We start from the raw sequence: 15,120 nt of genomic DNA on the forward strand, positions 1-15,120 counted from the left end.
TCAGACCGTTGAAATGCCGATAGGGTTGCTTCCGGGATCATCATTGATTGATGGCGGTTCTGTATCCATGTGGTCCACAAGCTGACCTTTCACGTCTAGGTAAAGCAACGACATGTCAGAAGGCGCTTGGCCGACCCCATATAGTGCCGCCTGGAGCTTTTTAGAGACTCCCGTTAGAACGTCTTTGGGTGGTTCGAAGCCTAGAAATGCAACCGTGCTTCGCACATCACCGTCCGCTATATTCCTGAGTTGCTTGAAAGGCAGCGAATCGTAGGTTAGCTTTGGCCTGAGGTTTCTGAACGCGGCAAGACGATTTGGCAACTTCGAGGGTTCAGCGATCGCAGAGACGAGCGCTTTGAAGCGAGTCTGGCACTCGCTTCTTTGATCGGCTCCATCTCCGATGCTTGACCAGCATGCGCGCATCCTCGCCGATGTCTCATCATTCGCGAGGCGGAAAGATGGAATCTTGCTCCACTCAAAATCGGCTGCACTTAGGACGTTTCCTGTTGCAAATTGCATCAATCGCTCAAGATCGACGTGCCGATTTTCGAAGTCCGCCAAGTGCGCCTTTGCTAGCGGATTATCCGCCAAGAACTCTCCGAACTTGTCGTTCACACTTTCGGTAGCGGCTTGCCATTGATCTGCTCTCCATTCGTACCTAATGACGGCAGTTAGCCCCGTGCGGCGCGTCACTGCGGCTGAGCCAATCATGACCGGCTTCGATGTCCGAAAGGCGAACATCTGTTCGTCCGGATGGAAGACGTAGGCCGCAGTCCTATACTCGTGATGGTAGGTTAAAAAGCAGCCTAATTTGTCATTATCATAAATTGACTGGTCGCTACATTCGATCTCATGCACTGGGCGGTAGAAGATCGATTTCGGCTCTTGCACTAGGACATGATACGGCTCCGCATCTTTCCTTAGACGCGTCCCTTCTGCCCAGTTAAGACATAGAATCTCGGTTGTTCGTGGGTTTCGTGAGCCGCAAAGATCTCTATACTGGCGGAAGCTCGCGTCCGCGGAATTCTTGTTGAGCTGCAAGTGGATTATTATAGTGTCCGACAAGAGCTCATTGATGATCGTCTGCTTTAAGGAAGGACCTAGGACATCAGAGCAAATGAGGCAAACAAGGCGATTCTCGCCGGCGTTTCCGAAGCGAAATATGCGATTGCCAAGGATCAAATGATCTCTTTCATAATCAATCCCACCCATGGGATACGTCTTCGCTTGTAGTAACGCGATTGGTGTGTAATTCCCGGTAGCGTCAGTGGCCCAGAACAGATGGCAAACAAGATTGAGGAACGTACCCGCACCGTCCTGAGTTGTAGGCTCAATGACTTTAATTCCAGCCTCTGTCAGTAAATTGGTCACGCTTTCAAGTGCCGTGGGAGTGATACTCTCACAGCAAATGGCCCAAAGAGACCCGCGTGGTGGGCGCCCCCCTCCTTGGACGAACTCCGTTATAGAAGACCAAGGGCATGAGTACTCAGGGCATGCCGCAAACGCGACTCGCAACTCCTCTGCTTCTGAAAGGAACCCCTTCATCTTCACAGCAAGTGATGACGCACTTGATGTCGATAGGCTTGAATGAGCCGCGTCAATGTCACCTCTAGGCTGAAAAATCAGCGAGTAGATCCGCTCGGGACCCGAAGATAGAAAAGGGAGATGAGCAGAGCCATGGCCTAGCGCCCCGAGATAGTCATTCACGTCCGTTAGCTCAACCACATTCCGTCCTTGTCGCTAAACTCCACCCCATACAGGCGGAGTCTATCGAGTCCAGCGAGTAGAGTCACTGCTAAGGCTTCCGGCAGGCCAACCTAGGGGACTAACCATGGCATGCATGGCTAAGCAAGCTCGCACTACGAGGTTTACTACTCTTGAGATCGGGTCTGCCATAGATTTTTGTGTGAGTAGGTCACTGTCAGGAGGCTGCCACCTAGCTTGTATCCGCAACTAAACCGAGGCGCCGGGCCGAGCACGCGGTCAAGTTCACGAGCAATCTGGGGCAAGCGTATGTCTCCTTTGGATAGGAGGGGGACTTGGGTCTGAGTGCGTTGCTATAGGTGTTCTTACGTTTCTGCACGTTTCCTGTCTTGCTTTTGAATTCGACGCCGGCCGCTTGCATTTGAGAATATTTGTAGTCCAATCGGGCGGCTCAGTGAGGTGGGTTGGTGGGCAGCCCTTATGTCCGGCCAGCGCGAGCTATCAGGTTTCTCTCTTCAATTCTGCTAGATGCAGCTCCCTGAGATAAAGAAAAAGAGGTAGTGCCAGGGACGGACCAATCGCGATACTGGACAGCGGCAACCATAGACGGCGCATCCCCAGCCTGCGTCCTTCTGCGTAGATGAGTGCGATGGTCGCAAGCCCCGAGATGAGGACATCCGCCCAAGCAAAAGCTGCAATGTTGCTGGAAGTCGCTTGCTGCAACAGAAGCGGGACATTGAGGCCGTTGGCGGATAGCCATGGCACAAACTGGGCGAGGGGCAGGGCGGTGCCTGCGATGCAGAGAAGTAGGTAAACAAACCGCATGTTGCTCTCCGGCTGATTCGATTGGCTATCTCTGGCGTGGATTATCGCTTGAACCAAGGAATCTTGGGCCTTGTTGAGCAGCGAGCTCGGGAGTTTCAGTGCGATCAAGGAAGTCCAATCCGCAATTGTTTCCGAAGCCCGTAAGAGCTCAGCTGCTGCAGACAGCACATAGGCGTGCCCAGCCCGCAACCACCCATTACCGATGGACATTCCTGCCACCCCAACTCACTGGCATCCTGTCGTCTGCTCATCAGGGGATGAAAGTCGATGTTTCGATCTGTTGTTCTTGCGGCTGCATTGTTTGCAGCGCTTCCCGCGCGCGCGGAGCTGGCCTTCGAGGCGCCGGTGGCGTGCGCTGATGCGGATTCGTCTCCTGCGCTGAAAGGCAGCCTCTGTGTCACCACGCATGTTCCGCTGCGGCATGCGTCGCCGGCCGATGGTTCGCTGAAGCTGTTCGTGCGCTGGTTTCCCGCCGAGGCGGCAGAGCGGCGCGGGGAGGTTTGGTTCTTGGCTGGTGGGCCTGGTGAGTCCGGGGCGTCCTTGTATCCGGTGGTTGCGACCTTCCGGCGTGCGTTTCCCGGTTATGACCTGGTGATTCCGGACCACCGTGGCGTGGGCCGGTCGGAGCGGATCTGCCCGGTGCAGGAGGCGGCGGACAGCGCCGATGGTGTTGCGCTGGCCGGGGACGAGTGGGGTGGCTGCATTGGTGCGATGTATGCGGATGCGGCGCGCACGCAGGCGTTCTCGGTGACCGAGGCGGCGCAGGATCTTGCGCTGCTGATGTCGCGCTATCGCGGCAGTGGGCCGACCTATCTGTACGGGGTGTCGTATGGCACACAGCTGGCCTTGCGTGCGCTGCAGGTGGCGCCGATGCCGCTGGACGGTTTGATCCTGGACGGGCTGGTGCCGCTGGAGACCACCGAGCAGTGGGACCTGAGCCGGCGCACGGCGCTGGTGGATGCAGTGGGGCGTGCGGTGTTGGGTGAGCAGAAGGTGGTGGTCTATCAGCGTGTGCTGGCCGCTGCGCCGACGGCGCCGTGGAAGGACGAGGTCCCCGGTGGTGATCTGCGCCGGTTGTTGGGCTCGCTGCTGAACTTCCCTGCGCTGCGTGCGCGTATTCCCGACATCGTTGACGGGCTGGCGGTGGACGATACGTCCGCGCTGCTGGCGACGGTGGCGGAGTTGAAGACGGCGATGGCCGGGATGGGTCAGGGCGGTAACAACCAGCCTTCGTTGCCGCTGGTGATGTTGATCTCGGCGTCGGAGAACAATGCGCGGCCGGGGCTTACGCGCGAGCTGGTGGAGCAGGAGGCTGCTGGAGCTTTGTTTGTCAGTGCAATCCCCGGGTTTCTGGTCGGGGCGCCTGTGCCTGCTTATGCCAGGGATGCCTGGTTTGGGAGGTCGCCTGGTGCGTTACCCAGGACTTTGGTTGTGCATGGGACTTTGGATCCGAATACGGCGTATGCGGGGGCGGTGGAGCATGCGGCTGTGCTTGGGAAGGCTGGGGAGGTGAGCTTCAGTACGGTGGAGGGTGGGGCGCATTTGCTGTCTTACTTTGCGCCTGGGTGTTTTGTTGAGGCGGTTGGGGTGTTTGTGGAGGGTGGGGAGGTTGGTGGTGGGTGTGTTGAGCGGTGAGGGTGACTGGGTTTTAGGGCTGAGTTTGGTTGGGGGGCTGGGGGTTTGGGGTTGGTGGTTTTGTTCTGCCCTCACCCCAACCCCTCTCCCGGAGGGAGAGGGGCTTTGGTCTTGCGGGGTCGGGGCTATCCGGTTGTCTGACAGGTTGTTGCGTGCGGCCTTGTTGGCTCCAGCGTTAGTCGCTGCACATCCGAGAACAGCTGCTCTACCGGCATGCCGTAGGGGGCGAACAGACGCAGCCGTCCTTGGCGGTCGAATACGTAGCCGCCTGCGGTGTGGCTCATCGAGTAGGCGCCGGGGTGCTTGCCTTCTTCGCGGTCGTAGAAGGCTTTGAAGGATGCTGCCATTGCGGCTAGTTGCTGGTCGTTGCCTACCAGGGCGGTTGCGGTGGGGTCGAAGGCTTTTACGTAGGTTTCGGCGACGGCAGGCGTGTCGCGGGCCGGGTCCACGGTGACGAAGATCACCTGCAGTTTGTCGGCATCCGAGCCCATCAGGTGCTTTACGCGGTTCAACTCCACCATGGTGGTGGGGCAGACATCCGGGCAGCTGGTGAAGCCGAAGAACAAATAGGTCACTTTGCCGTTGAGATCGGCTGGGCTGCGGCTTATGCCTGTGCTGTCGGGCATCGTCCATTGCTGGCCGAGTGCTTCGCAGGCGATGTCCTTGCCGTAGAAATCCACCTTGGGCTTTGCGGCGCAGGCGACCAGCAGCAGGGTGGCGGCGCTTATCGCGATGGTGGATAGGTGCAGTTTGCGGGTCAGTGTGGCGAGGCCGGTGGCGGGGGTGTTGGTGCGGGACATGGCTATGGTCGATGAAGGACGGACAGCCGAACTACATGCGACGGGCCGGCATGGTGTGCCGGCCCGTTGCGTGCGTCAGTTGACCATCATGTGGAAGTGCATGCTCCAGATGATCCAGATCGAGAGCGCTACCACGATGAAAAGAATGACCAGGGTGAAAACAAAACTGGCCAGGTTCCAGCCGCCCTCGGAGGAGCGGTTCATGTGCAGGAAGTACACCAGCTGCACGATGATCTGCACGACGGCAAAGCCGACCAGCAGGGCCATCGTCAGTGGTCGCGACAGCGTCGGGTTCATCACCAGCATGAAGGGGATGACGGTGAGCACGGCGCAGATCACGAAGCCGATCAGGTAGGACTTGGTGGAGCCATGTCCGCTGCCGGCGCGGGAGGTGTCGTTGTCGGACATGTTCAGAACACTCCAATCAGATAGACAAAGGTGAAGACGCAGATCCAGACCAGGTCCAGGAAGTGCCAGAACAGGCTCAGGCAGGAGATGCGGGTGACGTTGGTCGGGGTGAGGCCGCGACGCTTCACCTGGTGCATCACCACCGCCATCCAGATCAGGCCGCTGGCCACGTGCAGGCCGTGCGTGCCAACCAGCGCGAAGAACGCGGACAGGTAGGCGCTGGTGGTGGGGCCGGCACCAATGTGGATGAGGTGGTTGAACTCATACACTTCCATGCCGATGAAGCCGGCACCGAGTGCGAAGGTCACGCCCAGCCAGGTCAGCACGGCGCGCTTGTCCTGGCGGTGCATCGCCAGCACGGCCTGGCCGTAGGTGATGCTGGAAACCAGCAGCAGGAAGGTCTCCACCAGCACGAACGGCAGCGAGAACAGCTCGGCACCGGTCGGGCCGCCTGCATACGCGTTGCTGAGCACCGCGTAGGAGGCGAACAGCGAGCCGAACAGCACCAGGTCGGACATGAGGTAGACCCACATGCCGAAGACCTTCATGCCGCCCTGGTCGTGGCCATGGTCGTCATGGCTGTGCTCGGCCGCCTGTGTGTTGTCTACGGCGACATTGGACATGATGTTCATGCAATCACCCTGTGCTGCTTGAGCTTGTTCTGGTGTTGGTTCTCGATGGCGGCCACTTCTTCGGCGCTGACGTAGTAATCCACGTCCTCGTCGTAGGAGCGCACGATCAAGGTGACGATCATCGCCACGAAGCTCGCACCGGCCAGCCACCAGATGTGCCAGATCAAGGCGAAGCACAGCGCCAGGATCCATATGTTGAGGATCAGCGGCACGCCGGTGTTACGCGGCATGTGGATCGGCGCGTAGTGCTTGGGCGGCTTGGGCAGGCCTTGCTTCTTGGCTTCGTGGAAGGCGTCCAGGGTGTCGGCCTTGGGCACCACGGCGAAGTTGTAGAACGGCGGCGGCGAAGGCGTCTGCCATTCCAGCGTGCGCGCATTCCACGGGTCGCCGGTGATGTCCTGGTTCTGCTTGCGGTCGCGGATGCTGACGTAGATCTGCACCAGCATCAGCACGATGCCTGCGAACACGAACAGCGCACCGACGAAGGCGGCAATCAGGTAGGGCGTCCACGCTGGGTTGTCGTACTGGTTCATGCGCCGGGTCATGCCCATGAAGCCGAGCATGTACAGCGGCATGAAGGCCAGGTAGAAGCCGATGATCCAGCAGGCGAACGACCACTTGCCCAGGCGCTCGTTGAGGGTGAAGCCGAACACCTTCGGGAACCAGTAGACGAAGCCAGCCAGGTAGCCGAACAGCGCGCCACCGATGATGGTGTTGTGGAAGTGGGCCACCAGGAACAGGCTGTTGTGCAGCAGGAAGTCCGCGCCGGGGATGGCCAGCAGCACGCCGGTCATGCCGCCGATGGTGAAGGTGACCAGGAAGGCGATGGTCCACAGCATCGGCACGCTGAACTCGACGCGGCCGCCGTACATGGTGAACAACCAGGTGAAGATTTTCACGCCGGTCGGGATCGCGATGATCATCGTCATGATGCCGAAGAAGGCATTGACGCTGGCACCGGAGCCCATGGTGAAGAAGTGGTGCAGCCACACCACGAACGACAGGATGCCGATCGCCAGCGTTGCACCCACCATCGACTTGTAGCCGAACAGTTTCTTGCGCGAGAACGTGGCGGTGATCTCGGAGAAGATACCGAACGCCGGCAATACCAGGATGTACACCTCCGGGTGGCCCCAGGCCCACACCAGGTTGACGTACATCATCGGGTTGCCACCCAGGTCATTGGTGTAGAAGTTGAAGTCCAGGTAGCGGTCCAGGGTGAGCGCGCCGAGGGCAACGGTCAGGATCGGGAACGCAGCGATGATGATCACGCTGGTGACCAGCACGGTCCAGGTGAACACCGGCATCTTCATCAAGGTCATGCCCGGCGCACGCATGCGCAGGATGGTGATGAACAGGTTGACGCCGGTCAGTAGTGTGCCGACACCGGAGGCCTGCAATGCCCAGATGTAGTAATCAACGCCTACCCCTGGACTGAACTCGATGCCGGACAACGGCGGGTACGCCACCCAACCGGTCATCGCGAACTCGCCAAGGCCCAGCGAGATCATCATCAGCGCAGCGCCGACCACGAAGATCCAGAAGCTAAAGGCATTGAGGAAGGGGAAGGCCATATCGCGCGCGCCAATCTGCAGCGGCACCACGATGTTCATCAGGCCAACCACGAACGGTGTGGCCACGAAGAAGATCATGATCACGCCATGCGCGGTGAAGATCTGGTCGTAGTGTTCCGGTGGCAGGAAGCCATCGCTGCCGGGGCCGGCCGCGGCCAACTGCGCGCGCATCATTAGTGCGTCGGCAAAGCCGCGCACCAGCATCACCAGCGCCACCACGATGTACATGATGCCGATCTTCTTGTGGTCCACGGTGGTGAACCAGTCGCGCCACAGCACGCCCCACAACTTGAAATAGGTGACGGCGGCGAGCAATGCGATGCCGCCAAGCACCATGCCCGCCAATGTCACCACGACGATCGGGTCGTGCAACGGCACGGCGTCCCACGTCAACTTACCGAACATGCTCATTACTCCTGGGAGGCCTTGGGTTCTGCGTTGTGGCCGGACGTGGCCGCGGTGTTCTCACCCACGCCGATGAACTGGTCGATGACCTTCTTGAACAGCAGCGGCTCGACGCTGGCGAAGTGGCGCACCGGCTCCTTGCGGGTGGGTGCGGCCAGGCGCTTGAATTCGGCGAAGCTCAGTTGATCCGGCGACTGCCGCACCTGCGCAACCCAATCGTCGAACTGCGGCTGGCTCATCGCGGTGGCGACGAACTTCATGTTGGAGAAGCCGTGGCCGCTGTAGTTGCCCGACATGCCGTCGAACTTGCCCTGTTCGTTCGCCACCAGGTGCAGCTGCGTGCGCATGCCGGCCATCGCATAGATCTGCCCACCCAGCTGTGGGATGAAGAAGGTATTCATCGTCGAGTTGGAGGTGATGTCGAAGGCCAGCTGTTGCCCGGCCGGGAAGTTGAGCTGGTTGACCGTGGCGATGCCCAGGTCCGGGTAGACGAATACCCACTTCCAGTCGGTGGCGATCACTTCCACATGCAGCGGCTCGCCGGGGATATCCAGCGGCTTGTAAGGGTCAAGCTCGTGGGTGGATTTCCACACAATGACGGCAAGCACAGCGACGATGATCAGGGGCACGCCCCAGACCACGATTTCCACTTTGGTGGAGTGCGCCCAATCGGGCATGTACCTGGCCTTGGTATTGCCGGAGCGGTAGCGCCAGGCAAAGACGAAGGTCAGCACGATGGCCGGTATCACCACGATCAGCATCAAGGCGATGCAGATGATGATCAGGTCGCGCTGGGCAATGCCCACGTCGCCCTTGGAGTCCAGTAGTACCCAGTTGCAGCCAGACAGGCCCACGCATGCCAAAGCGGCCAGCGCTGGGCGGATGCGTTTCCAGCAGATATTCATTGAAGGTCGACCCTGTTGAAGGAGCTCTTGAGCGGGGACCACCGATGCCCGGCGCATGGGCCGGGAGCGGCTACACTGTCCGTACGGCGGTGCCTACAAAAGGATTGCCGATCCAGTCAAGTCCATACAAGATACATCATTGTATGGGTTGGTGCACGTACAAGGCAGGGAAGGTTCACCCGATGCAGCAGCCAGCCGCAGGCCGACGCCTGAAAAAGCCCAACCGGACCTGGGTCCGTCCCTTCGCCGAGGGCGGCGGTCCGCTCTACCTGCAGATTGCCCAGCAGGTACGCGATGCCGTGGACGATGGCGTGCTGCAACCCGGTGACCGGCTGCCGCCGCAGCGCGACCTGGCCCAGCTGATGGGCGTGGACCTGACCACGGTCACTCGTGCCTACGCTGAGCTGCGCCAGTCCGATCTGCTCGACGCGCAGGGCGCCGGCGGCACCTTCATCGCCATGTCGGCCGGCAACAGCACCACCTCGGTCGACCTGAGCATGAACATCCCGCCGCTGCTGGGCAGCAGCCCGTTCGCGCAGAGCATGGAGCGGGGCTTCCAGCAGCTCAGCCAGCAGCTGGGGCAGGGCGAGTTGATGAGTTACCACGTCGGCGCCGGTTCCCGCGATGACCGCGCCGCCGCCGTGCAGTGGCTGGCGCCGATCCTCGGCAGCGTCTCCGCCGAGCGGGTGGTGATCTGCCCCGGCGCGCAGGCCGCCCTGTGCGCCATCGTGCTGGCCAGGACCCAGCCGGGTGACCTGATCGCCGCCGAACAGCTCACTTATCCGGGCCTGCTGGCCGCCGCGCGTGTGCTGCAGCGGGGCATCGTCTCCATCGCCATGGACGCCGAAGGCATGCTGCCGGACGCGCTGGAAGCCGCCTGCCTGCAGCGCAAGCCGGCCCTGATCTACCTGATCCCGACCATCCAGAACCCGACCACCGCGACCATGTCGCAGGCCCGGCGCGCGGCCATCCTAGCCATTGCCCGCCGCCATGGCGTGGCGGTGGTGGAGGACGATCCGTACTGGCTGCTGGCCGCCGATGCGGCGCCGCCGCTGGCGGTGGATAGCCACCCGGACGCGCCGGTCTACTACGTTTCCACCCTGTCCAAGTGCCTGGCGCCGGGCCTGCGCACCGCCTATCTGGTGGTGCCGCCGGGCGAGCCGATGGAGCCGCTGCTGGACGCCCTGCGCTCGATCGCGCTGATGCCGACCCAGTCGATGGTGGCGGTGGCCTCGCACTGGATCCGCAGCGGTCAGGCCGATGAGATGGTGCGCCGCTTCCAGCAGGAGCTGCGCCAGCGCCAGCAGATCGCCGCGCGCATCCTGCCCAAGCCCTACCAGGCGCACCCGTCCGGCCTGCACGTGTGGCTGCCGCTGCCGCCACGGCTGGACCAGTACCGGCTGATCCAGGCCGCGCAGGCGCAGGGTCTGGGCATCGCCAGCTCGGAGGCCTTCAGCATCGAGGAGCAGGCCGGCAATGCCATCCGCCTGTCCTTGGGCGGGGCGGTGGATCAGCACAGTCTGGCGGCGGCATTGACCAAGCTGACCGAGGTCATCTCGGCTGCGCCTGAGACGCGGACGCAGGCGATCGTTTAACCGCGCTCCGGTCATATCCATACAAAAGTGATACATTGCATATCTTGTATGGATATGCGGGTAGCTGCTGTGCGTCGGGACAAGCTGAAGTTTCATCTGGTGATGCTGGGCTGCGCCGGTTTCGTGGTGCTGGCGCTGGCGTCGCTGGTCTACGTCTGCTCGCGGCCGCAGACCGCCGATGTGCAGGCCAGTGAGCGCGCGGCCATCGAGCAGTGCCTGCAGCGCAGCCGCGCGCCGGAGCGTACCGAGATCTACCGCCGCGCCCAGGCCGATTCCTGCGCCGAGATGCTGGAACAGTACGAGCACAAGTTCGGCGCGGACGCCGCCTCGTGAGCCCGCCCAACGGCGCATCGCCGCGCCGACGTGGGATGCGGCTGTGGATCGCGGCGGGCTGCGTGCTGATGGCGGGTATTGCGATAGCGTTGTGGCAGTACTTCGGCCTCAGTGAGCAGGCCACCTTCGCCGAACAGGCCATCGTTTTCGACGACACCCAGCTCAAGTTGCCGCCGGAACTGGCTGGCGCCAACGGACGCATCCGCGTCGTGCATTTCTGGGACCCGGCCTGCAAGGTCTGCAACCGCGAAACCGGCGCGCATCTGAGCTATCTGATCAGCATGTACCGCCGCGCCAGCATCGATTTCTATGCGGTGCGCCGCCCGGGCACCACAGGCGAGCTGCCCGAGTATCTGCGTGGTCGCCTGAAAGAACTGCCGACGATTGAAGGCGCCGAACATATCCCGGCCAGCCCTGCGGTTGCGATCTGGGATCGGCAAGGGCACTTGGCTTACGCCGGACCGTACAGCATCGGCATGGTCTGCAATTCGGCCAATAGTTTTGTCGAGCCGATTCTCGACAAGCTGGTCGATGGCCAGACGGTGCGCCCACGCGGATTGCTGGCGGTGGGCTGTTACTGCCCTTGGCAAGGCAAGTCTTGATCCACTGCTGATGAATCTGCATGCATGCCAGCGTGCGTGGACGTTCTGTCCGCGCACAAAAAACAGCGGGCACCCGCTCCAACCGACCGATGGTTGTGAGCAGGCACCCGCCGCTGATGCAAACAATACGTGGCTACATCGTCCATACATGGTGCGACAGGATGTCGCAGTTTTTGCCGGTAAACATGGGGTTCGGCGATGAACTGGATGGACAGCGCGCTGCGCAGCAACGGACCGATCTACCTGCGCATCGTCAACAGCATCGAGCGCAGCATGAACACCGGCGAGCTGGTGCCCGGCCATCGCCTGCCATCGCAGCGCGCATTGGCAAAGCAACTCGGCATCGACCTGACCACGGTGACGCGCGCCTTCGATGAAGCACGCAGACGCGGACTGATCGAAGCGCGCGGGCCGCAAGGCAGTTTCATCGCACCGCCGAAAGCAGCCTTCGGCCAACCGGTGGACCTGAGCATGAACGTACCGCCGGTACCGGATGCCTTGGCCTTGAACGATGCCTTGCGGCGTGGCGCCGCCGCCGTGCTTGCACGCAGCAATGCGCCCAACCTGATGACGTATCACCTCGCCGGTGGCAGCCCGACCGACAGGCATGCAGCGACCAGCTGGTTGCAGCCGATGCTGGGCGATATTGCCGATACGGCATTGGTGGTTGCCGAAGGCGCGCAGTCGGCATTGGCATCGATCCTGATCAGCCAGACCCAGGAAGGCGAGGTGATTCTTTGTGATCACCTGGTGTATCCGGGCCTGCTACAGGCGGCACGATCCTTGGGACGCCGCTTGCTGCCGGTCGATGGCGATGCGGAAGGAATGTGCCCGGAGGCGCTGGAACGTGCGTCGCGGCAGAGTGGGGCGCGCTTGGTTTACCTCAATCCCACCTGCAACAACCCGACGGCGCTGACGATTCCCTCGCAGCGACGGGTTGAGTTGGCACGTGTGCTGCAGCGGCTGGAATTGCTGGCGATCGAGGACGATCCGTATTGGCATCACGCTGTGGAAAAGCCAATGCCGATTGCGGCGCTGGCACCGGCGCAGGTGTATTACGTATCAACCTTGTCGAAGGCGATCAGCCCAGGTTTGCGCACGGCATTCGTGCGCTGTCCATCCGAGCAGCATGCAGAAGCACTGGCAATTGCATTGCGCTCGATCTGCCTGATGGGGCATCCACTGGTGATGGCGCTGGTAAGCCAGCTGCTGTTGGACGGTTCGGCGAACGCATTGTTGAATCAGGTGTTGGATGAAGCGCGCGAGCGCACCGCGCTGGCTGCACACCTGCTGGTGCCTTCGTTGAAGGTGCGGGCGTCAGGGCTGCATGCCTGGTGCAGCCTGCCAGAGCAAAACCGGCAAAACCGGGGTCAGAGTTGGGTTTCGTACCGAAACCCCACTCTGACCCCGGTTTTGCCCTTGCCATCGCCATGGACCGAAACCAGCTTCGCTCGCGCCGCTCAGCTACAAGGCCTGGCGATCTCCCCGTCATCGGCATTCAGACCGGACGGCGCGCAACGCAGCCAAGGCTTCAGGCTTTCATTGGGGCGGGCAAGCAACCGACGTCAACTGCAAAGCGCCTTGCGTCGCATCAACCAACTGGTCGAAGCCCCGGATTCACTCAAAGCAGTAGCAGGATCAGCATGACCGCGTAGTGCCGAGCCATGCTCGGCAGGGGCCTTGCCAGTGATGTTGTGGGAGCGGCGTAAGCCGCGAAGCTGACGATGCATCAACCGCAGCTCAACCACGAACGGCACCCCTCCCCAACCCTCCCCTTGCCTGCGGCAAAGGGAGGGGGCTAAAGCATGCACCGCCGGTTGAAGGGACGGGGTTGCAGCGCGTATCGGCCGGTTCCAGTTTGGCTCACCGCTTCAACGCATAAGCACCAAACGTGCTGCCGATGAATCCACCCGCGGTGTCGGTACTGAGCAGGCTCGCGTCAAGCGCATCACCTATGCGTTGCCATTGCCCGGACCGTGGTGAGAACCATGCCTGCGCACGTGCGCCATCCAGGGTGAATCGCAGGCCAGTGTTGTCGCCTGCGCCGCTTAGTTCCTTCTGCGCCAACAGCGTGCCTGTCTCTGGTGAATCCTTACCGGAGCGCAGGTACAGAGCCACCCGGCGCGTACCGTTGCTGGCTTCGACGCCCAGCACATAGTGATAGCGCTCGTTCTGCAGCCAGGCCAATCCCGCCAACTCGCCATCAGCCACAGACGCGGCCGAAAGCTGCATATCCAGGGTCGCGCGATGGTGCTGCAGGCGGTGGCCCAGATAGTGGGCCTGATCTTCCGTACCCTCGGCGCCCAGAGGCGTCGTGCCCGTTTGCAGCTTCAGGCCGCCAGCGCCGGTGCTGAACCACGCGCGCTTCGGCGGATGCAGCGTCAGCCATTGTGGTGGCAGCTTCGCGTCGCTGAAGTTTTCCGTCCAACTGGATACAGCGCTATCGCTGATTGGCGTAGATGCTCCAGCAATCTGCGGGCGCGGCAACTGCAGCGGCACTTCGGCGCCGGGCGGCAGCACTTGCGGCCAGCCTTCGTGCCATTGCACCGGCAGCAGGAAGGTTTCACGGCCTAGATTGTATTGATTGCCACGGTAGGGGCGGGTGGCGAGGAATACCGTCCACCAGCTGCCATCAGCCAGCTGCACGAACTGCGCATGCCCAGCCGAGGTCACCGGATTGGCGCGCTTGGGATCGAGGTCGCGCTGGGTCAGTACCGGGTTGTTGGGGCCAGCCTGATACGGACCCGTCAGGCTACGGCTGCGCCAGATCATCTGCGCATGCTGTTCGCCGGTGCCGCCTTCGGCGGCGGTCAGGTAGTACCAGCCGTCGTGCTTGAAGATATGCGGGCCTTCGATGTGCTCGGGCTTGCTGGCTGGGTTGGCGCCGCCATCCACCAGCAGACGCCGCTCACCAATGGCTTTGCCGCTGGCCAGGTCGATCTGCTGCAGCCAGATCGCGCGGTGGCCGTCGTAGCGCAGTTCGCCATCGGGCACGTCGTTGTGTACCACCCAGCTGCTGCCATCGGCATCGAAGAACAGGGAAGGATCGATGCCGCGCACCTGCAGCCAGACCGGGTCGGACCATGGCCCGGCCGGGTTGTCGGCATGGATCACGAAGTTGCCACCGTCGCAGTAGAAACAGGTGTTGACGATGTAGAACTTGCCGCCGTGATGGCTGATGGAGGCGGCGAACAGGCCGCGGGTCAGCTCATCCTTGCCGTAGTTGATCTGGCCTGGGCGGTCGATGGCGTTGCCGATCTGCGTCCAGTTGACCAGGTCGCGGCTGTGGTGGATCGGCAGGCCGGGGAAATAGCCGAACGTGGAGTTGACCAGATAGAAGTCATCGCCAGCGCGCACGATCGACGGGTCCGGGTAGAAGCCGGGCAGGATCGGGTTGCGGTAATTGCCGGCGGCCAATGGCGTATGCCGGTCGTTGCCTTGGTAGCTGATCGAGTGCACCAGTACTTCGGCATTGCTGGCCGGTGCCAGCAGGCAGAGCAACATCCACAGCAGACGACTACGCATGGGCGGCTTTGTCCAAGCTTGGAGAAGCCTTGGAATCTAGCAGTTAAGGAGCAAAACCGGAGCAAAACCGGGGTGGGGGGGGGGGGGGGTTTGGGCCACCACCCCCACCCCCCCCCGGTGGTCGCGGGGTGGGGTGGGTGGGTGGGGGGGGGGGGGAGAGGGCGGGGTGGGGGGGGG

At 61.8% G+C, this 15,120-nt stretch carries 13 protein-coding genes; 5 read left to right on the forward strand and 8 right to left on the reverse strand.

What is annotated here, in order from left to right:
- Complete coding sequence (locus tag AC1VWL_RS14605) at positions 1–1,371, reverse strand: hypothetical protein (protein WP_482987182.1); 1,371 nt, start codon at positions 1,369–1,371, stop codon at positions 1–3.
- An 834-nt stretch (positions 1,372–2,205) separates the two neighbouring features.
- The gene (locus tag AC1VWL_RS14610; RefSeq protein WP_482987183.1) at positions 2,206–2,637 is read right to left on the reverse strand and encodes a DUF2834 domain-containing protein; all 432 of its coding nucleotides are present in this window, start codon (positions 2,635–2,637) and stop codon (positions 2,206–2,208) included.
- A gap of 189 nt (positions 2,638–2,826) precedes the next feature.
- Here AC1VWL_RS14610 and AC1VWL_RS14615 point away from each other — a divergent pair, with 189 nt between their 5' ends.
- On the forward strand, positions 2,827–4,164 hold the full coding sequence (locus AC1VWL_RS14615) for an alpha/beta hydrolase (RefSeq protein ID WP_482987184.1): 1,338 nt from the start codon (positions 2,827–2,829) through the stop codon (positions 4,162–4,164).
- Between the two features lie 125 nt (positions 4,165–4,289).
- On the opposite strand, the gene AC1VWL_RS14620 is transcribed toward AC1VWL_RS14615, so the two are convergent.
- The 5 genes from AC1VWL_RS14620 to cyoA all read right to left on the reverse strand — a co-directional run bounded on the left by AC1VWL_RS14620 (position 4,290) and on the right by cyoA (position 8,888).
- A complete protein-coding gene (locus tag AC1VWL_RS14620; protein ID WP_482987185.1) occupies positions 4,290–4,964 on the reverse strand; it encodes an SCO family protein in 675 nt (224 codons plus the stop codon).
- 75 nt (positions 4,965–5,039) lie between these two features.
- A complete protein-coding gene (gene cyoD / locus AC1VWL_RS14625) occupies positions 5,040–5,372 on the reverse strand; it encodes a cytochrome o ubiquinol oxidase subunit IV (protein ID WP_057627619.1) in 333 nt (110 codons plus the stop codon).
- A 2-nt stretch (positions 5,373–5,374) separates the two neighbouring features.
- Positions 5,375–6,004, reverse strand: coding sequence for a cytochrome o ubiquinol oxidase subunit III (cyoC, locus tag AC1VWL_RS14630; RefSeq protein ID WP_482987186.1), 630 nt, complete (start codon positions 6,002–6,004; stop codon positions 5,375–5,377).
- Positions 6,001–7,983: a cytochrome o ubiquinol oxidase subunit I gene (gene cyoB / locus AC1VWL_RS14635; RefSeq protein WP_303748706.1), complete on the reverse strand. Its 1,983-nt coding sequence runs from the start codon at positions 7,981–7,983 to the stop codon at positions 6,001–6,003. Before cyoB ends, cyoC begins: the two co-directional genes overlap by 4 nt.
- A gap of 5 nt (positions 7,984–7,988) precedes the next feature.
- A complete protein-coding gene (gene cyoA / locus AC1VWL_RS14640; RefSeq protein WP_482987187.1) occupies positions 7,989–8,888 on the reverse strand; it encodes a ubiquinol oxidase subunit II in 900 nt (299 codons plus the stop codon).
- Positions 8,889–9,070: 182 nt separating this feature from the next.
- On the opposite strand from cyoA, the gene AC1VWL_RS14645 reads away from it, so the two are divergent.
- The 4 genes from AC1VWL_RS14645 (at position 9,071) to AC1VWL_RS14660 (ending at position 13,065) form a co-directional block, all read left to right on the forward strand.
- The gene (locus AC1VWL_RS14645) at positions 9,071–10,483 is read left to right on the forward strand and encodes an aminotransferase-like domain-containing protein (RefSeq protein ID WP_482987188.1); all 1,413 of its coding nucleotides are present in this window, start codon (positions 9,071–9,073) and stop codon (positions 10,481–10,483) included.
- Positions 10,484–10,531: 48 nt separating this feature from the next.
- On the forward strand, positions 10,532–10,816 hold the full coding sequence (locus AC1VWL_RS14650) for a hypothetical protein (RefSeq protein ID WP_057627610.1): 285 nt from the start codon (positions 10,532–10,534) through the stop codon (positions 10,814–10,816).
- Positions 10,813–11,418 (forward strand): DUF6436 domain-containing protein, encoded by a 606-nt coding sequence (locus AC1VWL_RS14655; protein WP_482987189.1) that lies wholly within the window; start codon positions 10,813–10,815, stop codon positions 11,416–11,418. Before AC1VWL_RS14650 ends, AC1VWL_RS14655 begins: the two co-directional genes overlap by 4 nt.
- 198 nt (positions 11,419–11,616) lie before the next feature.
- Positions 11,617–13,065 (forward strand): aminotransferase-like domain-containing protein, encoded by a 1,449-nt coding sequence (locus AC1VWL_RS14660; protein WP_482987190.1) that lies wholly within the window; start codon positions 11,617–11,619, stop codon positions 13,063–13,065.
- A 216-nt stretch (positions 13,066–13,281) separates the two neighbouring features.
- On the opposite strand, the gene AC1VWL_RS14665 is transcribed toward AC1VWL_RS14660, so the two are convergent.
- Positions 13,282–14,943, reverse strand: coding sequence for a glycoside hydrolase family 43 protein (locus tag AC1VWL_RS14665; protein WP_482987191.1), 1,662 nt, complete (start codon positions 14,941–14,943; stop codon positions 13,282–13,284).
- Positions 14,944–15,120: the final 177 nt, after the last annotated feature.

The sequence above is a fragment of the Stenotrophomonas sp. STEN063 genome, from assembly GCF_056854515.1.